This is a genomic window from Ralstonia pickettii, from assembly GCF_000607165.1.
Taxonomy (GTDB): domain Bacteria; phylum Pseudomonadota; class Gammaproteobacteria; order Burkholderiales; family Burkholderiaceae; genus Ralstonia; species Ralstonia holmesii.
Genome location: NZ_JFZG01000020.1, coordinates 126,805 through 148,192 on the forward strand (window position 1 = coordinate 126,805; position 21,388 = coordinate 148,192).

General features: G+C 61.5%; 32 protein-coding genes. 1 reads left to right on the forward strand and 31 read right to left on the reverse strand.

What is annotated here, in order from left to right; genetic code table 11:
• Positions 1 to 8 precede the first annotated feature (8 nt).
• The 29 genes from rpmJ to BG83_RS0117370 form a co-directional block, all read right to left on the reverse strand.
• A complete protein-coding gene (gene rpmJ, locus BG83_RS0117230) occupies positions 9 to 125 on the reverse strand; it encodes a 50S ribosomal protein L36 (protein WP_003264141.1) in 117 nt (38 codons plus the stop codon).
• 30 nt (positions 126 to 155) lie between these two features.
• Positions 156 to 374 (reverse strand): translation initiation factor IF-1, encoded by a 219-nt coding sequence (gene infA, locus BG83_RS0117235; RefSeq protein WP_003264140.1) that lies wholly within the window; start codon positions 372 to 374, stop codon positions 156 to 158.
• A 26-nt stretch (positions 375 to 400) separates the two neighbouring features.
• Positions 401 to 1,723, reverse strand: coding sequence for a preprotein translocase subunit SecY (gene secY, locus BG83_RS0117240; protein WP_009277656.1), 1,323 nt, complete (start codon positions 1,721 to 1,723; stop codon positions 401 to 403).
• 57 nt (positions 1,724 to 1,780) lie between these two features.
• Positions 1,781 to 2,212, reverse strand: a complete 432-nt coding sequence (gene rplO, locus BG83_RS0117245) for a 50S ribosomal protein L15 (RefSeq protein WP_024977880.1) — start codon at positions 2,210 to 2,212, stop codon at positions 1,781 to 1,783.
• An 18-nt stretch (positions 2,213 to 2,230) separates the two neighbouring features.
• Positions 2,231 to 2,413 (reverse strand): 50S ribosomal protein L30, encoded by a 183-nt coding sequence (rpmD, locus tag BG83_RS0117250; protein ID WP_003264137.1) that lies wholly within the window; start codon positions 2,411 to 2,413, stop codon positions 2,231 to 2,233.
• A 22-nt stretch (positions 2,414 to 2,435) separates the two neighbouring features.
• Entirely contained in the window at positions 2,436 to 2,954 is a 519-nt protein-coding gene (gene rpsE / locus BG83_RS0117255; protein WP_004634493.1) for a 30S ribosomal protein S5, read from the reverse strand.
• Between the two features lie 21 nt (positions 2,955 to 2,975).
• Entirely contained in the window at positions 2,976 to 3,332 is a 357-nt protein-coding gene (gene rplR / locus BG83_RS0117260; RefSeq protein ID WP_004634492.1) for a 50S ribosomal protein L18, read from the reverse strand.
• 11 nt (positions 3,333 to 3,343) lie between these two features.
• On the reverse strand, positions 3,344 to 3,877 hold the full coding sequence (gene rplF, locus BG83_RS0117265; RefSeq protein WP_024977881.1) for a 50S ribosomal protein L6: 534 nt from the start codon (positions 3,875 to 3,877) through the stop codon (positions 3,344 to 3,346).
• A gap of 12 nt (positions 3,878 to 3,889) precedes the next feature.
• Positions 3,890 to 4,285 carry a 30S ribosomal protein S8 gene (rpsH, locus tag BG83_RS0117270; protein WP_004634489.1) on the reverse strand — a complete coding sequence of 132 codons (396 nt, stop codon included), beginning with the start codon at positions 4,283 to 4,285 and terminating at the stop codon, positions 3,890 to 3,892.
• A 27-nt stretch (positions 4,286 to 4,312) separates the two neighbouring features.
• Positions 4,313 to 4,618, reverse strand: coding sequence for a 30S ribosomal protein S14 (gene rpsN / locus BG83_RS0117275; RefSeq protein ID WP_004634486.1), 306 nt, complete (start codon positions 4,616 to 4,618; stop codon positions 4,313 to 4,315).
• Between the two features lie 9 nt (positions 4,619 to 4,627).
• Positions 4,628 to 5,170 carry a 50S ribosomal protein L5 gene (rplE, locus tag BG83_RS0117280; RefSeq protein ID WP_009241894.1) on the reverse strand — a complete coding sequence of 181 codons (543 nt, stop codon included), beginning with the start codon at positions 5,168 to 5,170 and terminating at the stop codon, positions 4,628 to 4,630.
• A gap of 26 nt (positions 5,171 to 5,196) precedes the next feature.
• On the reverse strand, positions 5,197 to 5,505 hold the full coding sequence (gene rplX, locus BG83_RS0117285) for a 50S ribosomal protein L24 (protein ID WP_009241893.1): 309 nt from the start codon (positions 5,503 to 5,505) through the stop codon (positions 5,197 to 5,199).
• Between the two features lie 11 nt (positions 5,506 to 5,516).
• Positions 5,517 to 5,885, reverse strand: a complete 369-nt coding sequence (gene rplN / locus BG83_RS0117290) for a 50S ribosomal protein L14 (RefSeq protein WP_003264129.1) — start codon at positions 5,883 to 5,885, stop codon at positions 5,517 to 5,519.
• Positions 5,886 to 6,152: 267 nt separating this feature from the next.
• On the reverse strand, positions 6,153 to 6,422 hold the full coding sequence (rpsQ, locus tag BG83_RS0117295; RefSeq protein ID WP_004634482.1) for a 30S ribosomal protein S17: 270 nt from the start codon (positions 6,420 to 6,422) through the stop codon (positions 6,153 to 6,155).
• Complete coding sequence (rpmC, locus tag BG83_RS0117300) at positions 6,419 to 6,613, reverse strand: 50S ribosomal protein L29 (RefSeq protein WP_004634481.1); 195 nt, start codon at positions 6,611 to 6,613, stop codon at positions 6,419 to 6,421. Before rpmC ends, rpsQ begins: the two co-directional genes overlap by 4 nt.
• A 12-nt stretch (positions 6,614 to 6,625) precedes the next feature.
• A complete protein-coding gene (rplP, locus tag BG83_RS0117305) occupies positions 6,626 to 7,042 on the reverse strand; it encodes a 50S ribosomal protein L16 (protein ID WP_003264123.1) in 417 nt (138 codons plus the stop codon).
• A gap of 2 nt (positions 7,043 to 7,044) precedes the next feature.
• Positions 7,045 to 7,833, reverse strand: a complete 789-nt coding sequence (rpsC, locus tag BG83_RS0117310; protein ID WP_009241892.1) for a 30S ribosomal protein S3 — start codon at positions 7,831 to 7,833, stop codon at positions 7,045 to 7,047.
• 9 nt (positions 7,834 to 7,842) lie between these two features.
• Positions 7,843 to 8,172, reverse strand: a complete 330-nt coding sequence (gene rplV / locus BG83_RS0117315) for a 50S ribosomal protein L22 (protein WP_004634479.1) — start codon at positions 8,170 to 8,172, stop codon at positions 7,843 to 7,845.
• A gap of 9 nt (positions 8,173 to 8,181) precedes the next feature.
• Positions 8,182 to 8,457, reverse strand: coding sequence for a 30S ribosomal protein S19 (gene rpsS, locus BG83_RS0117320; protein ID WP_004634478.1), 276 nt, complete (start codon positions 8,455 to 8,457; stop codon positions 8,182 to 8,184).
• A 21-nt stretch (positions 8,458 to 8,478) separates the two neighbouring features.
• Positions 8,479 to 9,309, reverse strand: a complete 831-nt coding sequence (rplB, locus tag BG83_RS0117325) for a 50S ribosomal protein L2 (protein WP_004634477.1) — start codon at positions 9,307 to 9,309, stop codon at positions 8,479 to 8,481.
• 2 nt (positions 9,310 to 9,311) lie between these two features.
• Positions 9,312 to 9,626 carry a 50S ribosomal protein L23 gene (rplW, locus tag BG83_RS0117330; RefSeq protein WP_004634476.1) on the reverse strand — a complete coding sequence of 105 codons (315 nt, stop codon included), beginning with the start codon at positions 9,624 to 9,626 and terminating at the stop codon, positions 9,312 to 9,314.
• Positions 9,623 to 10,243: a 50S ribosomal protein L4 gene (gene rplD / locus BG83_RS0117335; RefSeq protein WP_024977882.1), complete on the reverse strand. Its 621-nt coding sequence runs from the start codon at positions 10,241 to 10,243 to the stop codon at positions 9,623 to 9,625. The genes rplW and rplD overlap by 4 nt, the downstream gene beginning before the upstream one ends.
• Before the next feature lie 11 nt (positions 10,244 to 10,254).
• On the reverse strand, positions 10,255 to 10,908 hold the full coding sequence (gene rplC / locus BG83_RS0117340; protein WP_024977883.1) for a 50S ribosomal protein L3: 654 nt from the start codon (positions 10,906 to 10,908) through the stop codon (positions 10,255 to 10,257).
• 286 nt (positions 10,909 to 11,194) lie between these two features.
• A complete protein-coding gene (rpsJ, locus tag BG83_RS0117345; RefSeq protein WP_004634473.1) occupies positions 11,195 to 11,506 on the reverse strand; it encodes a 30S ribosomal protein S10 in 312 nt (103 codons plus the stop codon).
• A 106-nt stretch (positions 11,507 to 11,612) separates the two neighbouring features.
• Positions 11,613 to 12,821 carry an elongation factor Tu gene (gene tuf / locus BG83_RS0117350; protein WP_024977884.1) on the reverse strand — a complete coding sequence of 403 codons (1,209 nt, stop codon included), beginning with the start codon at positions 12,819 to 12,821 and terminating at the stop codon, positions 11,613 to 11,615.
• Between the two features lie 83 nt (positions 12,822 to 12,904).
• Positions 12,905 to 15,031, reverse strand: coding sequence for an elongation factor G (gene fusA / locus BG83_RS0117355; RefSeq protein ID WP_024977885.1), 2,127 nt, complete (start codon positions 15,029 to 15,031; stop codon positions 12,905 to 12,907).
• A gap of 114 nt (positions 15,032 to 15,145) precedes the next feature.
• A complete protein-coding gene (gene rpsG / locus BG83_RS0117360) occupies positions 15,146 to 15,616 on the reverse strand; it encodes a 30S ribosomal protein S7 (RefSeq protein WP_004634470.1) in 471 nt (156 codons plus the stop codon).
• A gap of 186 nt (positions 15,617 to 15,802) precedes the next feature.
• On the reverse strand, positions 15,803 to 16,180 hold the full coding sequence (rpsL, locus tag BG83_RS0117365) for a 30S ribosomal protein S12 (RefSeq protein ID WP_003265519.1): 378 nt from the start codon (positions 16,178 to 16,180) through the stop codon (positions 15,803 to 15,805).
• Positions 16,181 to 16,478: 298 nt separating this feature from the next.
• The gene (locus BG83_RS0117370) at positions 16,479 to 17,738 is read right to left on the reverse strand and encodes an MFS transporter (RefSeq protein ID WP_024977886.1); all 1,260 of its coding nucleotides are present in this window, start codon (positions 17,736 to 17,738) and stop codon (positions 16,479 to 16,481) included.
• Between the two features lie 99 nt (positions 17,739 to 17,837).
• On the opposite strand from BG83_RS0117370, the gene BG83_RS0117375 reads away from it, so the two are divergent.
• Positions 17,838 to 18,758 (forward strand): LysR family transcriptional regulator, encoded by a 921-nt coding sequence (locus BG83_RS0117375; RefSeq protein ID WP_024977887.1) that lies wholly within the window; start codon positions 17,838 to 17,840, stop codon positions 18,756 to 18,758.
• Here BG83_RS0117375 and recQ read toward each other — a convergent pair.
• Positions 18,755 to 20,668: a DNA helicase RecQ gene (gene recQ / locus BG83_RS0117380; protein WP_024977888.1), complete on the reverse strand. Its 1,914-nt coding sequence runs from the start codon at positions 20,666 to 20,668 to the stop codon at positions 18,755 to 18,757. The genes BG83_RS0117375 and recQ overlap by 4 nt on opposite strands.
• Before the next feature lie 112 nt (positions 20,669 to 20,780).
• Positions 20,781 to 21,371 carry a class I SAM-dependent methyltransferase gene (locus BG83_RS0117385; protein ID WP_024977889.1) on the reverse strand — a complete coding sequence of 197 codons (591 nt, stop codon included), beginning with the start codon at positions 21,369 to 21,371 and terminating at the stop codon, positions 20,781 to 20,783.
• Positions 21,372 to 21,388 lie beyond the last annotated feature (17 nt).

Consider the following 21,388-nt stretch of genomic DNA (forward strand, 5'->3'; position numbering starts at 1 on the left):
TTGCGAAATTAGCCTTGGCGCTGCTTATGACGCGGGTCCGACGAGCAGATCACACGCACCACGCCCTTGCGCTTGATGATTTTGCAGTTGCGGCAAATGCGCTTAACAGAAGCCAGCACTTTCATGATTTTCCTCTTCCTTCAATTCCAGTCCGCTCACTTCGCCCGGAATACGATGCGCGCGCGGGACAGATCATACGGGGTCAATTCGACCGTCACCTTGTCCCCGGGCAAGATGCGGATGTAATGCATACGCATCTTGCCGGAAATATGGCCTAACACTACGTGGCCGTTCTCTAGCTTGACGCGAAACGTTGCGTTGGGGAGGTTTTCCAGCACCTCGCCCTGCATCTGGATCACGTCATCTTTAGCCATGTCCCTTCAGGTTCGTGCGATCACTCCTAGCGGAGTGTCAGGTTTCCCTTGAAATTCGCCTTCTTCATCAAAGACTCGTACTGCTGAGACATCACGTAGGACTGCACTTGCGCCATGAAGTCCATCGTGACAACTACGATGATCAACAGGGACGTCCCACCGAAGTAGAACGGCACGTTCCAGCGCAGCACCAAGAACTCCGGCAACAGACACACTAGCGTGATGTAGATCGCACCTGCCAGGGTCAAACGCACCAGAATCTTGTCGATATACCGCGTGGTTTGCTCGCCCGGACGGATGCCCGGAATGAACGCCCCACTCTTCTTCAGGTTATCCGCCACTTCCCGGCTGTTATAGACCAGCGCGGTGTAGAAGAAACAGAAGAAGATGATCGCCGCCGCATACAGCAGGATGTACACCGGCTGACCCGGCGACAGCGTTGCCGCTAGGTCCTTGACGACCCGTGCAACCGGATTCGTCGAGTTGCCAGCTGTAAACCAGCCCGCGATCGTGGCCGGGAACAGAATGATCGACGATGCAAAAATCGGCGGAATCACCCCAGCCATATTCAACTTCAGCGGCAGATGCGACGACTGTCCGCCATAAATCTTGTTACCAACCTGCCGCTTGGCGTAGTTGACGAGGATTTTGCGCTGGCCGCGTTCAATGAACACGACCACAAACGTCACCGCACCAATAATCGCCACCACCAGGATCGCGGAGAAAATCCCCATCGAGCCCGTACGCACCAGCTCGAACAAGCCGCCGATCGCGTTCGGGAGTCCTGCAGCAATTCCGCCAAAAATAATGATCGAGATACCGTTGCCCAGACCACGCTCGGTGATTTGCTCACCCAGCCACATCAGGAACATCGTGCCCGTCACCAGCGTAATCACTGCAGTGGCCCGGAACATCAGACCAGGATCCAGCACCAGACCCGGCTGCGCCTCGAGCGCCACTGCAATCCCCAGCGCCTGGAATGTTGCCAGGACGACCGTACCGTAGCGCGTGTACTGCGTAATCTTGCGCTGGCCGGCTTGGCCTTCCTTCTTCAACGATTCCAGCTGCGGCAGCACGATCGTCAGCAGTTGCATGATGATCGACGCCGAGATGTACGGCATGATCCCCAGCGCAAACACCGTGAAACGCGACAGCGCGCCGCCGGAGAACAGGTTGAACATCCCGAGGATGCCGCCCGACTGCCGTTGGAAAAGCTGCGCCAGTTGATCCGGATCGATACCCGGCACAGGAATGTGCGCGCCGATCCGGTACACCAGCAATGCCAGAACCAGGAACACCAGCCGACGGCGAAGATCGCCGTACTTGGCCGTGTTCTTGGCCTGGGCCATCACATTAGGTTTCGCCGTGGCCAAACGGATGCTCCGTCAGTGTGAAACAGCAGGCTATTAGGCCAGCGAGCCACCAGCCGCTTCGATTGCAGCTTTCGCTCCAGCCGTCGCGCCGATGCCCTTTAGGGTCACCTTCTTGTCGATTTCGCCCGACAGGATCACCTTGGCGCTCTTGACCATCTCGCCAACGAGGCCGGCTTGCTTGAGGGACAGCAGATCGATTTCTTCGATCGGCAAGCCCGCCAGGTCGCCCAGACGCACTTCAGCGGTGAATTCCTTGGTCAGCGAGGTGAAACCACGCTTGGGCAGACGACGATGCAGGGGCATCTGGCCGCCTTCGAAGCCGACCTTGTGGAAACCACCCGAACGCGACTTCTGACCCTTGTGACCACGACCAGCCGTCTTGCCCAGGCCCGAACCAATACCGCGACCAACGCGGCGCTTGGCGTGCTTGGAGCCGGCTGCCGGCTTCAGGTTATTCAGTTGCATGCTCTTCTCCGTCTTGCCTTAGCCGATGACCTTGACCAGGTAGGACACCTTGTTGATCATGCCGCGCACTGCGGGCGTGTCCTGCAATTCGGACACCGAGTTCATGCGGCGCAGGCCCAGGCCGCGCACCGTGGCGCGGTGGTCTTCGCGCGTACCGATCAGGCTGCGCACGAGTTGGACTTTCACGGTTTTCTGCGACATATCGTTCACCTATCCCTTCGGCTTAGCCGAGGATCTCTTCGACCGACTTGCCACGCTTGGCGGCAACTTCGGCCGGGGTGCTCATCTTGCGCAGGCCATCCAGCGTTGCGCGCACCATGTTGTAAGGATTGGTCGAACCGTGCGACTTGGTCACGATGTTCGTCACGCCCATCACTTCGAAGATGGCGCGCATCGGACCACCGGCGATCACGCCAGTACCGTCCTTCGCGGGCATCATCTGCACCTTTGCGGCGCCATGCTTGCCAACCACTTCGTGCTGCAGCGTACCGTTCTTCAGCGGAACCTTGACCATCTTGCGACGGGCTTCGTCCATTGCCTTCTGCACGGCCACGGGCACTTCCTTAGCCTTACCCTTGCCCATGCCGATACGGCCGTCGCCGTCGCCGACCACAGTCAGAGCAGCGAAACCGAGAATCCGGCCGCCCTTGACCACCTTGGTCACACGGTTGACCGCGATCATCTTCTCGCGAAGACCGTCGTCGCGTTCGTCCCCTTGGACCTTAGGTTGAATTTTTGCCATGACGATATCCTCTATGCCGGCTTAGAACTTCAGGCCAGCTTCGCGTGCCGCGTCGGCCAGAGCCTTCACGCGACCGTGATAACGGAAACCCGAGCGATCGAACGCCACGGCTTCGATGCCGGCAGCCTTCGCCTTCTCAGCGATACGCTTACCCACCAGGGTGGCAGCAGCGGTGTTGCCACCGTTGCCGTTCAGTTCCTTGCGGACTTCGGCTTCCGCAGTCGAGGCCGAAGCCAGGACCTTGGTGCCATCTTCCGAGAAGACCTGCGCATAAATGTGCAAGTTCGTACGGTGCACAGCCAGACGGGCGACGCTCAGTTCCGCAATTTTCAGGCGGGTCTGACGTGCACGGCGCAGACGCGAGTCATTTTTGTTCATGATGTGCACCCTTACTTCTTCTTGGTTTCCTTCAGGATCACACGCTCATCGGCGTAGCGTACACCCTTGCCCTTGTAGGGCTCCGGCGGACGATAACCACGCACTTCAGCGGCGACCTGACCAACTTTTTGCTTGTCCGAACCCTTGATGATGATCTCGGTCTGCGTCGGCGTTTCCGCCTTCACGCCTTCCGGCATCTCATGGATCACGTCGTGCGAGAAACCGAGTTGCAGTTTCAGAGCGGTGCCCTGAACCGATGCACGGTAACCCACACCGACCAGGTTCAGCTTGCGCTCGAAGCCCGTCGTCACACCCTTGACCATGTTGGCCGTCAGGGCGCGCATCGTACCTTGCAACGCATTGGCTTCACGCGACTCATCTGCCGGCGCGAACGTGATCGTGCCGTTGTCGGTGGTGACCTTGACCAGCGAGTGAATCGGCTGCGTCAGGCTGCCCAGCGGGCCCTTAACGGTCAGCAGACCACCAGCAAAATTGACTTCCGCGCCCTTGGGCAGCGCGATGGGAGCCTTACCTACGCGAGACATGGTTCCCCTCCCTTAGGCGACGTAGCAAATGACTTCGCCACCGACACCGGTTGCGCGGGCACGGCGGTCCGTCATCAGACCCTGCGGGGTCGAGATGATGGCGACACCCAGGCCGTTCATCACTTGCGGAATTTCATTACGGCCCTTGTACACACGCAGGCCAGGCTTCGAGACGCGCTCCAGGCGCTCGATGACCGGGCGGCCAGCGTAGTACTTCAGACCAATCGTCAGCGTGGACTTACCACCCTGCTCGGTCACGGCGAATTCGTCGATGTAGCCTTCGTCCTTCAGGACTTTGGCGATTGCCACCTTCAGCTTCGACGACGGCATGACCACCGACGCTTTTTCCACCGCTTGCGCGTTGCGGATACGCGTCAGCATATCGGCGATCGGATCGCTCATGCTCATACTGTTTCTCCTGTAGCCTGTGCGTGATTACCAGCTGGCTTTCGTCAGACCCGGGATCTCGCCCTTGAAGGCGATCTCGCGGAGCTTGTTACGCGCCAGGCCGAACTTACGGAACGTACCGCGGGGACGACCGGTGATCGAGCAGCGGTTGCGCTGACGAGTCGGATTTGCGTTGCGCGGCAGCGCTTGCAATTTCAGACGCGCTTCGTAGCGCTCTTCTTCCGACTTGCTTTGGTCGGCCACGATGGCTTCGAGAGCGGCGCGCTTCTCAGCGTACTTGGCCACGAGCTTGGCACGCTTCTTCTCGCGTTCGATCAGAGACAATTTAGCCACGGTAACCCCTTAATTACGGAACGGGAACTTGAACGCGTTGAGGAGCGCCTTCGCTTCCTCGTCGTTCTTCGCAGTCGTCGTGATGCTGATGTTCAGACCACGGAGTGCGTCGATCTTGTCGTATTCGATCTCGGGGAAAATGATCTGCTCTTTCACACCGATGTTGTAGTTGCCACGACCGTCGAACGCCTTGCCAGACACACCACGAAAGTCGCGCACGCGGGGCAGCGACACAGTGATGAAGCGATCTAGGAATTCGTACATACGTTGGCCACGCAGCGTGACCATCGTGCCGATCGGGTAACCCTGGCGGATCTTGAAGCCAGCGATAGCCTTGCGGGCCTTCGTCACGATGGGCTTCTGGCCAGCGATCTTGATCAGGTCGCCCGTGGCGTGCTCAATGACCTTCTTGTCATTGATGGCTTCGCCAAGACCCATGTTCAGGGTGATCTTGGTGATGCGCGGCACTTCCATCACGGACTTGTAGCCAAACTGTTTGATCAGCTCGGGCACAACCTTTTCTTTGTAAAACTCTTGCAGACGTGCAGTCATGCTCAACTCCTCTCTATTGCCCAGAATCAAGCGCCGACGGCAGCACCGGTGGTCTTCAGCACGCGCGTCTTCACGCCGCCTTCAACCTTGATGCCGACGCGCGACGGCTTGCCATTGGCATCCACGAGCGCAACGTTCGAAATATGGATGGGCATGACCTTGTCGACCACACCACCCGTTGTACCCAGCATCGGGTTCGGGCGCACGTGCTTCTTGGCAACGTTCACGCCTTCAACCGTCACATGCTCGGCTAGCACGGCCAGCACGGTACCTTGCTTGCCCTTGTCTTTACCGGTACGGACGATGACGCGATCGCCCTTGCGAATCTTGTTCATGCGGCCTCCGATTACAGCACTTCCGGCGCGAGCGACACGATCTTCATGAAGCGCTCGGTACGGAGTTCGCGAGTGACCGGCCCGAAAATGCGGGTGCCGATCGGCTCAAGCTTGGTGTTCAGCAGCACGGCGGCATTGCCGTCGAACTTGATGAGCGAGCCGTCAGGACGGCGCACGCCCTTGGCGGTACGCACCACCACGGCGTTGTAGATATCGCCCTTCTTCACGCGACCACGCGGGGCAGCATCCTTGACGCTGACCTTGATGATGTCGCCGACGCTGGCGTAGCGGCGCTTCGAACCGCCCAGCACCTTGATGCACATGACTTCACGCGCACCCGTGTTATCGGCCACTTCGAGCCGGCTTTCTGTCTGAATCATGGTGTTCTCGTCCCAACTTAATTCGCCAAACGCACAATGCGCAGAGGCGATCAGTCTTGGTCCCGCCGGCTGCTGGCATTGCGCCAACTGCGATTGGGTTGATCAACTTGAAGTCGGTAGCTGCCCGACGGCGATTGCCGCCTGGCCCATTCGCTTTTCCCCTCACCCGAGCCACCAGCAGATTTGCCGGCCACCCTCTCAAAGGGAAAGACCGAGACTATATCACATAATCTCGGCCTTGCAACAGCAAACTACTCCGCTGTTGTTTTAGATCACGCGTGCAGCTTCAAGCAGACGCGACACCACCCACGACTTAGTGCGGGAGAGCGGACGCGATTCCGTGATCTCAACCTTGTCGCCTTCGTTGTACTGGTTGGCTTCGTCGTGCGCATGGTACTTCTTCGAGCGCACCACGTACTTGCCGTACAGCGGATGCTTGACGCGGTTTTCGATCAGGACCGTGACGGTCTTGTCCATCTTGTTGCTGACAACGCGACCGACGAGCGTGCGCTTCAGGGACGTTGCGGCTTCAGTCATTTCTGGTTCCCCTTCTGGCCCAGCACGGTGCGGACACGCGCAATGTCACGACGCACCTTCTTCAGCTGGCTGGTGTTCTGCAGCTGTTGCGTCGCTTTTTGCATGCGCAGGCCAAATTGGGCCTTCAGCAGCTCGGAGAGCTCCTGGTTCAGCCCGGCGACATCTTTGTCGCGCAGTTCGGATGCTTTCATGGTGTGTGCTCCTTACGTTCCGACCTGACGCACCACGAAGCTGGTCGCGATCGGCAACTTGGCAGCGGCCAGGCGAAATGCCTCGCGTGCCAGTTCTTCGCCAACGCCGTCCATTTCGTACAGCATCTTGCCCGGCTGAATTTCAGCCACGTAGTATTCCGGGTTGCCCTTACCGTTACCCATACGGACTTCGGCAGGCTTCTTCGAGATCGGCTTGTCCGGGAAAATCCGGATCCAAATGCGGCCACCACGCTTGATGTGACGGGTCATCGCACGACGCGCCGACTCAATCTGACGCGCGGTCAGACGGCCACGGCCCATCGCCTTCAGACCGAATTCGCCGAACGAGACTGCGTTGCCACGCGTCGCGATACCGGTGTTACGGCCCTTCTGCTCCTTGCGGTACTTCCTGCGCTTAGGTTGCAGCATGTTTATTCTCCAGTCTTGGCGTCGGCGCCACGACGGGCACCCGCACCAGCACCGCGGCGCTGACCGGCCGGGCGACCTTCGCCCTCACGGCGACGACCTTCCGGGCGACCCGGACGCTTGCGACGCTCTTCTTGCGGCTCTTCCACGACGGGTGCGTCGTTGCGACCAAGGTGGTCACCCTTGTACACCCACACCTTGACACCGATGATGCCGTAGGTGGTTTCCGCTTCGGAGAAGCCGTAGTCGATATCGGCGCGCAGCGTGTGCAGGGGCACACGGCCTTCGCGGTACCACTCGGTACGGGCGATTTCGATGCCGTTCAGACGGCCCGAGCTCATGATCTTGATGCCCTGGGCACCCAGACGCATCGCGTTCTGCATCGCGCGCTTCATTGCGCGACGGAACATGATGCGGCGCTCGAGCTGTTGCGTGATCGAATCTGCGATCAGCTGTGCATCGACTTCCGGCTTGCGGATTTCTTCGATGTTCACGTGCACGGGCACGCCCATGCGACGCTGCAGTTCAGCCTTCAGCAGCTCGATGTCCTCGCCCTTCTTGCCGATCACCACGCCCGGACGCGAGCTGTAAATGGTGATACGAGCATTCTTGGCCGGACGCTCGATGACCACGCGGCCCACCGACGCGTTCTTCAGCTTCTTCTTCAGAAACTCGCGAACCTCGATGTCTTCCTTGAGCATGCCGGCAAACTGGGTGTTGCTCGCGTACCAACGCGATGCCCAGTTACGGCTGACAGCCAGACGGAAGCCAGTCGGATGAATCTTCTGTCCCATCGTGACCCCTTAGTTGCCCAGCGTCACAGTGATGTGACAGGTTTGTTTCTCGATGCGGTTGCCACGGCCCTTCGCACGCGCCGTGAAGCGCTTGAGCGACGTGGCCTTGTCGATGTAGATCGACTTGACCTTCAGCTCGTCGATATCGGCGCCTTCATTGTGCTCGGCGTTCGCGATGGCGGACTCAACCACCTTCTTCACGATGCCAGCCGCCTTCTTCGGGCTGAACGTCAGCACGTTGAGCGCGCGCTCGATCGACAGGCCGCGAATCTGGTCAGCAACCAGGCGCGTCTTCTGTGCGGAGATACGGGCGCCGCGATGAATCGCTTTAACTTCCATGATTGCCCCTTATCGCTTCGCTTTCTTGTCGGCAGCGTGGCCCTTGAACGTACGCGTGAGCGCAAATTCGCCGAGCTTGTGGCCAACCATGTTTTCCGTGACATACACGGGCACGTGCTGACGACCGTTGTGAACAGCGATCGTCAAGCCGATGAAGTCCGGCAGAATGGTCGAACGACGCGACCAAGTCTTAATGGGCTTCTTGTCCTTCGTTTGCACCGCCGCCTCAACCTTCTTCAGCAGGTGGGCGTCAATGAAAGGACCCTTTTTTACGGAACGAGTCATATCTAAGCTCCTACCTACCGATTAACGCTTGTGACGGCGCTGAACGATCATGCTGTCAGTGCGCTTGTTACGACGGGTGCGGTAGCCCTTGGTCGGCGTGCCCCACGGGGACACCGGATCACGGCCAGCAGCAGTCTTACCTTCACCACCACCATGCGGGTGATCGACCGGGTTCATCACCACACCGCGAACGGTCGGGCGAATACCGCGCCAACGGGTTGCACCGGCCTTGCCAATCTGGCGCAGGCTGTGCTCTTCGTTGCCGACTTCACCGATGGTCGCGCGGCACTCGATGTGCACGCGGCGCACTTCACCCGAGCGCAGACGCACTTGAGCGTAGATGCCTTCGCGAGCCAGCAGTACAGCAGACGTGCCGGCCGAACGGGCAACTTGAGCACCCTTGCCCGGCAGGATTTCCACGCAGTGGATCGTCGTACCGACCGGAATGTTGCGGATCGGCAGGTTGTTACCGGCCTTGATCGGCGCTTCCGAGCCGTTAGCGATGGCTTGGCCAACCACAGCGCCCTTCGGGGCGATGATGTAGCGGCGCTCGCCGTCAGCGAACAACACGAGCGCGATGTTGGCGCTACGGTTCGGGTCGTACTCCAGGCGTTCGATCTTGGCCGGAATACCGTCCTTATCGTTACGCTTGAAATCGACGACGCGGTAGTGATGCTTGTGACCACCGCCCTTGTGACGGGTGGTGATGTGGCCGTTGTTGTTACGGCCCGACTTCTGGATTTGCTTTTCCAGCAGCGGAGCGTGCGGCGCGCCCTTGTGAAGGTCGGGGTTAACGACCTTCACCATCGAGCGGCGGCCCGGCGATGTCGGCTTGGTTTTGACGAGTGCCATGATTACTTGGCCTCCGCTTCAAAATTGATTTCCTGGCCCGGCTTCAGCGAAACATAGGCCTTCTTCACGTGGTCACGACGACCCATGAAGCGACCGAAGCGCTTTTGCTTGCCCTTCTGGTTCAGGATCTGGACAGACTCGACTTCGACCTTGAACAGCAGTTCGACAGCTGCCTTCACTTCGCCCTTGTTGGCGTCGCGAGCCACTTCGAACACGACCTGTTCGTTCTTCTCGGCCACCAGGGTTGCCTTTTCAGACACCACAGGCGCCAGCAGCACCTGCATCAGGCGATGGTCGTTCTTGGCAACTTGCGTCATTTCAGCAACTCCTCGATCTGCGCGACGGCTGCCTTGGTCACGAGCACCTTCTTGTAGTGCACGAGCGACAGCGGGTCGGCGTGACGCGGCTCAACCACGAGCACATGCGCCAGGTTGCGCGATGCCAGGAAGAGGTTTTCGTCCAGGTTATCGGTAATCACGAGCACCGAATCCAGGCCCATGGCGCGGAACTTGTCGGCCAGCAGCTTGGTTTTGGGCGCGTCGACAGACAGGCTGTCAACGACGTTGATGCGACCTTCACGGGCAAGCTGCGAATAAATCGAGCGCATGCCGGCGCGGTACATCTTCTTGTTGACCTTCTGCGAGAAGTTTTCTTCCGGGCTGTTCGGGAAGATACGACCACCCCCGCGCCACAGCGGGGAGGAGCTCATACCTGCACGGGCGCGGCCCGTACCCTTTTGGCGCCACGGCTTCTTGGTCGTGTGCTTGACCTCTTCACGATCCTTCTGCTTACGGTCACCGCTGCGAGCGTTGGCCTGATAAGCGACGACGACTTGGTGAACGAGGGCTTCGTTGTAGTCACGGCCGAACACTTCCGGCGAGGCAGCAACGCCAGCGCCGAGTTGACCGTTGTCCTGGAGCAGCTTCAGTTCCATGCGTTTGCTCCTTATGCCTTCTTGGCGCGGGCCTTCACGGCCGGCGTGACGATGACTTGACCGCCCTTGGCGCCCGGAATCGCACCCTTGACCAGCAGCAGCTTGCGCTCTGCGTCGATCTTGGCGATTTCCAGATTCTGAACGGTACGGGTGACGTCACCCATGTGACCAGTCATGCGCTTACCCGGGAACACGCGACCCGGATCCTGCGCCATACCGATCGAGCCCGGCACGTTGTGCGAGCGCGAGTTACCGTGCGAGGCGCGGCCCGACGAGAAGTGGTAACGCTTGATGGTACCGGCGTAGCCCTTACCAATCGTCACACCCTGGACGTCGATCTTCTGACCGACTTCGAAGAGGTCGACGCTGATGTTCGCGCCAGGCTGGAATTCAGCGGCACGAGCGGCATCCACTCGGAATTCTTTGATGACTTCGCCCGCTTCCACGCCGGCTTTGGCGAGATGACCCGCCAGCGGCTTGGTGACGCGGCTGGCGCGTCGGGTGCCGAAGGTGACTTGAACCGCGGTGTAACCGTCGGTCTCGTCCGTCTTGATTTGCGTCACGCGGTTGTCGCCGACCTCGAGCACGGTGACGGGAATCGAATCGCCGTCGTCCGTGAAAATACGGGTCATGCCAACCTTGCGACCTACAAGGCCAAGGCTCATGGTTTGCTCCATTCCCAGCTGCGATTGGCCGGGGCTGATTGATACTACGAATCTTGAACTGGACTGCGCCTAAAGAGACAGCGCGAGGCCAAAACGGCCAGCCCACTCCCCTGACTAAAGGGGTAGCCCTACAATATATCCCGGTTACGGACAACATGCAAGAGCGTTTGCCGAATGATGGTCCGGACATCGTGCGCAATGCAACATTCCGCGCCCAAAAGCAAAACGGCGAGCACTTAGCTCGCCGTTTGCCCGTTACCGGAGTGATCCGGCAGCGTTGTCTTGCTTATTGCAGCTTGATCTCGACGTCCACGCCAGCCGGCAGGTCCAGCTTCATCAGCGCGTCGACGGTCTTGTCCGTCGGATCGACGATGTCCATCAGGCGCTGGTGCGTACGGATCTCGAACTGGTCGCGGCTGGTCTTGTTGACGTGCGGCGAACGCAGAACGTCGAAACGCTGGATGCGGGTCGGCAGGGGCACCGGGCCCTTAACGATCGCGCCGGTGCGCTTGGCGGTTTCAACGATTTCAGCGGCCGACTGGTCGATCAGACGATAGTCGAAAGCCTTCAGGCGGATACGGATCTTCTGGTTCTGCATGATGTTTCCTTAAAGAGCATGGCGGCCGGGCCGCCTGTAGATTGAAAGAGCGATGCAACAGGCGATGCGCCGCCCCCTTACGAGGAACAGCGCATCGATCCGCCTTTTACTTCAGGATCTTGGCAACGACGCCAGCACCCACGGTACGGCCGCCTTCACGGATAGCGAAGCGCAGACCTTCTTCCATGGCGATCGGGGCGATCAGCTTGACGGTGATCGACACGTTGTCGCCCGGCATGACCATTTCCTTGCCTTCCGGCAGGGCGATCGAGCCAGTCACGTCCGTCGTACGGAAGTAGAACTGCGGACGGTAGTTGTTGAAGAACGGCGTGTGACGGCCACCTTCGTCCTTCGACAGGATGTAGACCTCGCCCGTGAATTCCGTGTGCGGCTTGATCGAGCCCGGCTTGGCCAGCACTTGGCCGCGCTGGACGTCTTCGCGCTTCGTACCACGCAGCAGAATACCGACGTTGTCGCCTGCTTGACCTTGGTCGAGCAGCTTGCGGAACATTTCCACGCCCGTGCAGGTCGTCTTGTCGATCTTCGGCTTGTCGCCGTCCATGGCGATACCGACGATTTCGATTTCTTCGCCGACCTTGACGACGCCGCGCTCGATACGGCCGGTCACCACGGTGCCGCGACCCGAGATCGAGAACACGTCTTCCACCGGCATCAGGAACGTGCCGTCAACAGCGCGCTCCGGCGTCGGGATGTAGGTGTCCAGTGCGTCGGCCAGATTCATGATGGCCACTTCGCCCAGTTCGCCCTTGTCGCCTTCCAGCGCCAGCTTGGCCGAACCCTTGATGATCGGGGTGTCGTCGCCCGGGAAGTCGTACTTCGACAGAAGTTCGCGCACTTCCATCTCGACCAGCTCCAGCAGCTCGGCGTCGTCCACCATGTCGCACTTGTTCAGGAAGACGATGATGTACGGCACACCAACCTGACGGGCCAGCAGGATGTGCTCACGCGTTTGCGGCATCGGGCCGTCAGCGGCCGAGCACACCAGGATGGCGCCGTCCATCTGGGCGGCACCGGTGATCATGTTCTTGACGTAGTCGGCGTGGCCCGGGCAGTCAACGTGCGCGTAGTGACGGTTAGCCGTTTCGTACTCGATGTGCGCGGTGTTGATCGTGATGCCGCGCGCCTTTTCTTCCGGCGCTGCGTCGATTTCGTCGTACTTCTTCGCGGTACCACCGAACTTGCTCGACAGCACGGTTGCGATCGCTGCGGTCAGCGTCGTCTTGCCGTGGTCAACGTGACCAATCGTACCAACGTTCACGTGCGGCTTGGTCCGCTCGAACTTTTCCTTTGCCATGTCAGCTCCTCAATTCGGAATCGGCTAATTACTAGATTTGGATGCGGGCGGCACGCACACGCGCGCCGCCCAAAACACGTGGATTACTTCGTACCCTTGGCAGCCATCACAGCTTCGGCGATGTTCTTCGGTGCCTCAGCGTATTGCTTGAATTCCATGGTGTACGTGGCGCGGCCTTGCGTCTGCGAGCGCAGCGACGTCGAATAACCGAACATTTCCGACAGCGGGACTTCGGCCTTGATGATCTTGCCGCCGCCCACCATGTCGTCCATGCCCTGCACGATGCCGCGGCGGGACGACAAGTCGCCCATCACGGTACCCGTGTAGTCTTCCGGCGTTTCCACTTCCACAGCCATCATCGGCTCGAGCAGAACCGGGGTGGCGCGGCGCATGGCTTCCTTGAAAGCCATCGAGCCGGCCATGCGGAACGCGTTTTCGTTCGAGTCCACGTCGTGGTACGAACCGAACGTCAGCGTGACCTTCACGTCCACCACCGGGAAGCCCGCCAGAATACCGGCCGGCAGCGTGTCGACGATACCCTTCTCCACCGCCGGGATGTATTCGCGAGGAATCACACCGCCCTTGATGGCGTCGACGAATTCGAAGTTCTTGCCAGCCTTCTTCGCCTCGTCATCCGCCGGTTCCAGCGTGATGACAGCGTGGCCATACTGACCACGACCGCCGGACTGCTTGACGAACTTGCCTTCGACGTCTTCAACCTTCTTGCGGATGGTTTCGCGGTAGGCAACTTGCGGGGCGCCAATGTTGGCTTCCACGCCGAATTCGCGCTTCATGCGATCGACCAGAATTTCGAGGTGCAGCTCGCCCATACCCGAAATGATGGTCTGGCCCGATTCTTCATCGGTGCGCACGCGGAACGACGGATCTTCAGCAGCCAGGCGGTTCAGGGCGATGCCCATCTTTTCCTGGTCAGCCTTGGTCTTCGGCTCGACAGCCTGCGAAATCACCGGCTCCGGGAACACCATGCGCTCGAGAATGATCGGAGCGGTCGGATCGCACAGCGTGTCACCCGTGGTAGCGTCCTTCAAACCCACTGCAGCGGCGATGTCGCCTGCCAGCACTTCCTTGATTTCTTCGCGCTGGTTGGCGTGCATCTGCAGAATACGGCCCAGACGCTCCTTCTTCTGCTTCACCGGGTTGTACACGGTGTCGCCCGAGTTGATCTTGCCCGAGTAGACGCGGAAGAAGATCAGCTGACCAACGAACGGGTCGGTCATGATCTTGAACGCCAGCGCCGAGAACTTTTCGTTGTCGTCTGCCTTGCGCTCGAGCTTCTTCTCTTCGTCGTTTTCGTCAATGCCTTGAACCGGCGGAATGTCGACCGGCGACGGCAGGAAATCGATCACGGCGTCGAGCATGCGCTGCACGCCCTTGTTCTTGAACGCGGTGCCGCACAGCATCGGCTGGATTTCGCAGGCGATGGTACGGTCGCGCAGTGCCTTGACGATCTCAGCACGGGTCAGCTCTTCGCCGCCCAGGTACTTTTCCATCAGCTCTTCGCTGGCTTCAGCGGCCGACTCGACCATCTTCTCGCGCCACTCATTGCACGTGTCAACGAGTTCCGCAGGGATGTCGGTGTATTCGAACTTCACGCCTTGGCTGGCTTCGTCCCAAATGATCGCCTTCATTTCCAGCAGATCGACGACGCCTTGGAAACCATCTTCAGCGCCGATGGGCACCACGACGGGCACCGGGTTGGCCTTCAGACGGGTCTTCAGCTGGTCGTAGACCTTGAAGAAATTCGCGCCGGTACGGTCCATCTTGTTGACGAACGCCAGACGCGGCACCTTGTACTTGTTGGCCTGACGCCAGACGGTTTCCGACTGCGGCTGCACGCCACCCACTGCGCAGTACACCATGCACGCGCCGTCCAGCACACGCATGGAACGCTCCACCTCGATGGTGAAGTCCACGTGGCCCGGGGTGTCGATGATGTTGAAGCGGTGCTCAGGGTAGTTGCCGCCCATGCCCTTCCAGAAGGCGGTGGTAGCAGCAGACGTAATGGTGATGCCGCGCTCTTGCTCCTGCTCCATCCAGTCCATGGTGGCAGCGCCATCATGCACTTCACCGATCTTGTGGTTCACACCGGTATAGAACAGGATCCGCTCGGTCGTGGTGGTCTTGCCGGCGTCGATGTGAGCGGAAATACCGATGTTACGGTAGCGCTCAATGGGGGTCTTACGAGCCACGGTTAATCCTCAGATTCGTCAACGGGGCGCCGGCCCGTGGCCAAGCGCCCCTAATACAAATGGGCGAGATGTGCGCACACAGCCCGCCCAGCAACCAACAACGTCTCGCGTCGCTTAGAAGCGGAAGTGCGAGAACGCCTTGTTGGCTTCAGCCATGCGGTGCACTTCGTCGCGCTTCTTCATGGCGCCGCCGCGGCCTTCCGAGGCTTCGAGCAGCTCACCAGCCAGACGCAGGGCCATCGACTTCTCGCTGCGCTTCTTCGCAGCTTCCCGCAGCCAACGCATCGCCAATGCCAGACGACGCGACGGCCGGACTTCGACCGGCACCTGATAGTTGGCGCCACCAACACGACGGCTCTTCACTTCGACCACCGGCTTGATGTTGCCGATAGCCAGCGTGAACACCTCGATAGGCGCCTTGCCTGCTTTCTTCTCGATCTGGTCGAACGCACCGTAGACGATACGCTCAGCCACCGACTTCTTGCCGTCCAGCATCAGGACGTTCATGAACTTGGCGACTTCCACATTGCCGAACTTCGGGTCCGGCAGAATTTCCCGCTTGGGGACTTCACGACGACGTGGCATCTTCTTTCCTTCTCTGTTCAGTTGAGAACCGCTTCGGTTCTCCGGCCACCAACTAGCTTGTCTTCCAACAATCTGAGCCGGGTGACCACTTACTCGACGGTGCCAGTGCGGTCAAAAAACGCACCGTTGTACCGCCTGCTCATGACAAGACCGTGACCGCAAAAGCGGCGCGATCTCACGGACGACTTAGGCCGCCTTCGGACGCTTCGCGCCGTACTTCGAACGCGCTTGCTTACGATCCTTGACGCCTTGCAGGTCAAGGGAGCCGCGCACGATGTGGTAACGCACACCCGGCAAGTCCTTCACACGGCCGCCGCGGATCAGCACGACGCTGTGTTCTTGCAGGTTGTGGCCTTCACCGCCGATGTACGAAATGACTTCGAAACCGTTGGTCAGGCGCACCTTGGCGACCTTACGCAGTGCCGAGTTCGGCTTCTTCGGCGTCGTGGTGTACACGCGGGTGCACACGCCGCGACGCTGCGGGCAGTTCTCAAGTGCCGGGCTCTTGCTCTTCAGCTTTTCCGAGACGCGGGGCTTGCGAACCAGTTGATTGATGGTTGGCATTGTTCAATCCAGCTTGGTTTTTGAAAAATCGCCGGTTCACGTAACGTGAACGCCTCATTTGCGAGGCGGACGGCGCAATCGGGTTTTATGGAAGTGGCGAGCAGAACGCTCTGAAGGGAGGACCTGCGGGAACAGATCAAGACCAAAGAGCGCGAGCCCGTCTGGTTCAGATGTCTTGCACAGCGCTTTGCCGGGCATGGACGCGCGAAACCAGAAGCCAAAAACTCGAATCTGGCACTATAGCGGGCTGTCTTGCAAGCGTCAAGCGCGCCACCAGTCTGGCGACGCGTGAGGAAGGTCAGCAACGGCGCGGTGTGGCGCCAATGGCACGCGGCGCACTCGCCGGCCACACAAAGACGAGGGCAGCCGCCGCCACAAACGCGAGGGCGAGAACGGATACGCCGATCCATCCGCCACCCGCCCACGCCACGCCGGCCAGTCCACCGCCTGCGGCCGCACCAAAGAAGAACGCTCCGGTGTACAAACCATTCACGCGCCCGCGAATCTCCGGTGACAGCGTGTTGACCATGTAGCGGCCGAGCGCCTGGTCGCCGATGGCACCGAAGTCGAGCAGAAGCGCCGCGGCCACCAGCATCGTCAGCATGGCGGGGACGCTTAGGCCTGGCAGCAGGGCCGAAGCCAGCGCTAACAGCAAACCCGTCGCCGCACTGGCATGTGCGAGCAGCGTGCCCACGCGCACCAAGCCGCGATCCGCCAATCGTCCGGCAATCGGCGCGGCCACAACACCAGCCGCGCCGCACAGCGCGAAGATGCCGATGCCGTTTTGCGAAAGATGGAACGGCGCTGCCGCCAACCGCAGGGCCACAGCGGTCCAAAACAGCGTAAACGCCGCCATCAGCAAGGCCTGGGTGGCGGCGCGGCGGCGCAACAACGGTTCGCTCCGCAGCAGCCGACCGTACGAGCCCAGCAGCGCGCCGTACGACAGCGTGCGCGGCGGCACGAAGGTCGGCATCACGCGCGGCAGGAAGACGGCCAGCACGGCAATCGCCACCGCCGATGCGCCGTAGAACGCTCGCCAGCCCCACTGCGCCGCAATCAGGCTGGCCGCCGGGCGCGACAGCAGAATACCCAGGTTCAGGCCGATCATGATGTCGCCGAGCACGCGCCCGCGCCGGTGGTCGGCGGCCAGGCGGCCCGCCAGCGCAATCAGCATCTGAATGACAGTCGACGTGAGGCCGATGGCAAAGGCGGCGAGCATCAGCACCTGGCCACTGTGCGCGACGGTGGTCAGCGCCAGCGAAGCCACCGCGCCCCACAGCGTGCGCGAGGCGAGCGCGCGGTTGTCCTGCAGATCGGTCAGCGGCATCAGCAGCAACAGGCCAATGCCGTAGCCGATGAGCGTCGCGGTGACGAGCAGCCCGGTGGCGGCCGTGGTCCAGCCGATGCTCGCGGCGATCTCGGCAACGAGCGGCTGGATGCCGAACAGGTTGATGACGATGAGCCCGACGGCGGCGGCAAACAACGGTGTGGCACTGCGGGGCAGCCGGTCGGCGGCTAGCGGGTTGGAAACGGCAACGGCAGGAGCTTCGGTAGTCATGATGAACAGGACGTAAGATCGGAGCACCCATCGTAGCCAGCCGATTCGCGCAAATTAAGGTAGCCTCTGGCGCAATATTGTTTCCACAGGCGCGCAAATATGGACCGACTCTCTGACGTGGCGATCTTCGTGCAGGTAGTGGAACGCGGCAGCTTGTCGGCGGCGGCGGATGCGATGGGTATGTCCCGCGGTGTGATCAGCAAGGCGCTGGCGCGGCTGGAGGCTCGGTTGCAGACGCGTCTGCTGCAACGAACAACGCGGCGCCTGTCGCTCACCGAAGCGGGCGCGGCGTTCTTCGAGAAAAGCCGCGAGGGCCTGGCGCTCGTCGATGCGGCAGAGCAGGCCGTGACCGCCTTGCGCGACGAGGCGCGCGGCACGCTGCGGGTGTCCGCGCCGGCCTCGTTTGCGGTGACATTGCTGGCGCCGCTGCTGGGCGCATTCCAGGCGCGCTACCCCGCCGTGCAGATCGATCTGGACATGAACGACCGCTACGCCGATCTTGTCGCTGGGCGCATCGACGTGGCGATCCGCATCGGCATGCTGGAGGATTCTTCGCTGGTGGCGCGGCGGCTGGCGAGTTGCGCACACGCCATCTACGGGGCGCCGTCGTATTTTCGCGAGCGGGGCATTCCGCAATCGCCGGAGGATTTGCGCGACCACAACTGCCTCGTCTACGCCAACTACGACGGGCCGCACGACTGGGTGCTGACGGACGCCGCCGGCCAACGCCACATCGCCCATGTGAATGGTTCGATGCTGGCCAACAACAGCCTCGTGCTGCGAGAGGCGGCACGTTCAGGGTTGGGGGTATCGCTCGGGCCCGCGTATCTGGTGCGCGACGATATTGCGGCCGGCCGCTTGCAGGCGGTGCTGACGAACTACGCCGCGCGGGAGGTGCCGCTGCACGCCGTCTTCACGCAGCGTGTGCACCTGCTGCCGAAGGTACGGGCGTTTGTCGATTTTTTGGGTGACCACATCCGCAGCACCGGCGTGATGGGTCCATTGCCGCCGTCCGCTTAAGCCTGCTCGCGGCATTTCTCCAGCACATCGAGCAGCGCCTGGCCGTAGCGGTCCAGCTTTGCCATGCCAATGCCCGGCAGCTCGCCGAGCGCCTCGCGCGAATCCGGATCGGTCTCGGCAATGCGCGCGAGTGTGGCGTCGTGGAAGATCACATAGGCGGGCACGCTGTGCTCACGCGCGGCCTGCGTCCGCCAGGCACGCAACGCCTGCCAGCGGAGCTGCGCCTCGGAGGAAAGCTCGGCGGCCGGATCGGCGCGACGCTCCTTCTTCGTCGACGATGAGGACGAGCCACGCACCTTCTCGGCCTGACGCCGCAGGATCACCGACTGCGCGCCCTTGAGCACGGGCCGCGCCGCGTCGGTCAGGATCAGCGCGCCGTGGCCGCCGTGATCCACCGCGAACAAGCCCTGCGCGACCAACTGTCGGAACACGCCGCGCCACGCGGCTTCGGACAGATCGCTGCCGATGCCGAAGGTGGAGAGCGTCTCGTGGTGCCACTGTTTGATGCGCTCGGTCGCATTGCCGCGCAGGATATCGATGAGCTGGCCAGCGCCAAAGCTCACGCGACTGGCCTGCTGCACGCGGTATGCGCAGGACAGCGCCATCTGCGCCTCGCGCGTGGCGTCCCAGGTTTGCGGCGGAGTCAGGCACGTATCGCAGTTGCCGCACGGCTGGCTGCTTTCACCAAAGTACGCAAGCAGGGCCACACGGCGGCAGCTTGCGGCTTCGCACAGGCCGAGCAGCGCTTCGAGCTTGGCGGTTGATACGCGCTTGTGCGCATCGTCCGCATCAGACTCGTCGATCATGCGGCGCTGCTGCACCACGTCGGCCAGTCCATACGCCATCCACGCGTTGGCCGGCATGCCGTCGCGACCTGCGCGACCGGTTTCCTGGTAATAGCCTTCCAGGCTCTTGGGCAAATCCAGATGCGCAACGAAACGCACGTCGGGCTTGTCGATGCCCATGCCAAAGGCGATGGTCGCCACCATCACGACGCCCTCCTCCTTGCGGAAAATCGCCTGATGGCGGGCGCGCACTTCAGAGTCCATCCCGGCGTGATACGGCAGCGCGCGGATGCCCTGCTCGGCCAGCCACTGCGCGGTCTCCTCCACCTTCTTGCGCGACAGGCAGTAGACGATGCCGGCGTCGCAGGTGTCGCCATCCATGTGCTCGGCGCGGATGAAGCGCAGCAACTGCTGACGCGCGCTGTCCTTCTCGACGATGGTGTAGCGGATGTTCGGACGGTCGAAGCTGGAGAGGAAGACGCGCGCGTCCGTCAACGCCAGCCGCTCAACGATCTCGTCGCGCGTGACGGCATCGGCCGTGGCGGTGAGCGCAACGCGAGGCACGTGCGGGAAACGCTCGTGCAGCACGGAAAGCTGGATGTACTCAGGCCGGAAATCGTGCCCCCATTGCGACACGCAGTGCGCTTCGTCGATGGCAAACAGGCCGATGCGCGATCGCTCAAGCAAGTCGAGGAAGCGCGGCGTCATCAACCGTTCGGGCGCGACGTAGACGAGATCCAGCCGCCCAGCAGCCAGGTCTCGCTCGACCTGGGCGGCCTCGGCGCCCGTCAGCGCGGAGTTGAGGTATGCAGCGCGCACGCCGGCCTCTTCCAACGCGGCCACCTGATCCTGCATCAGCGCGATCAGCGGCGAAACCACAATGCCTGCGCCCTGCCCGCGCCGGTGCCGCACGAGCGCCGGGATCTGATAGCAGAGCGATTTGCCGCCGCCGGTAGGCATCAGCACGAGGCAATCGCCGCCGTCCGCCACATGGGTGACGATTTCCGCCTGTGGGCCGCGGAAAGCGCTGTAGCCGAACACATCGTGCAGCACCGCATGCGTAGCGGCGGCGGTGTCTTCGGGCAGCGCCTGCAGCGCGTGGTCTATGGCGGGAGAGTCGTACATCGGGGCGGCGGGTGCGCGCGGTGTCACGCGCGGGCTGGGCGAAACCGCTATTGTGACAAACCCCGCCGAGGGGTGGTCAATCAGGACACTCGGATTGTGGGCAACGCTGCGGTTAAACCTTGCGTGCAACGATGCGATGGATCGTCCGTCCCGACGACTGGCTGACAGCCGCCTCGTCAAAGACCAGTTCGGTGCCGGCCAGCGCCTGGCGCACGGGCGTCGCATCGAACGACGTGAACAGCCGGCCGCGCCCATCGCGCTGGTCGGCGTCCGGCGTGACGCGCCAGCTCAGGTACAGCGTGCCATCCGAGCGCAGCAACGACACCAGGCGCTCCACCGACGCGCCAATCTGCTCGGGCGGCAAATGCATGATGACGGTCTCGCAGAGGACGTTGTCGAACGCGCCTTCGGCAATACCGACCAACTCGGGCAGCAGCGCCTGCCGGAAAGACAGCCCTGGATACTGCTCGCGCGCCGCTTCCAGCAGCCCGGCGGACGCGTCGTAGCCGACGGCCGGATAACCGTTAGCGTTGAGCCACGCCACCTCGCGCCCTGCGCCACAGCCGATGTCGGCGGTGGCGCCGCCCGCCTTGAACTCGCGGCGCAGCAACGCGTACAGGTCTTCAGGCGCGGGCTGCTCGCGCCACTCCTGCGCGAAGGTCTCGGCTAGGGTGTCGTAGACGGCAACGGTCTGCGTATCCATGGCGACTCCGAAATCGT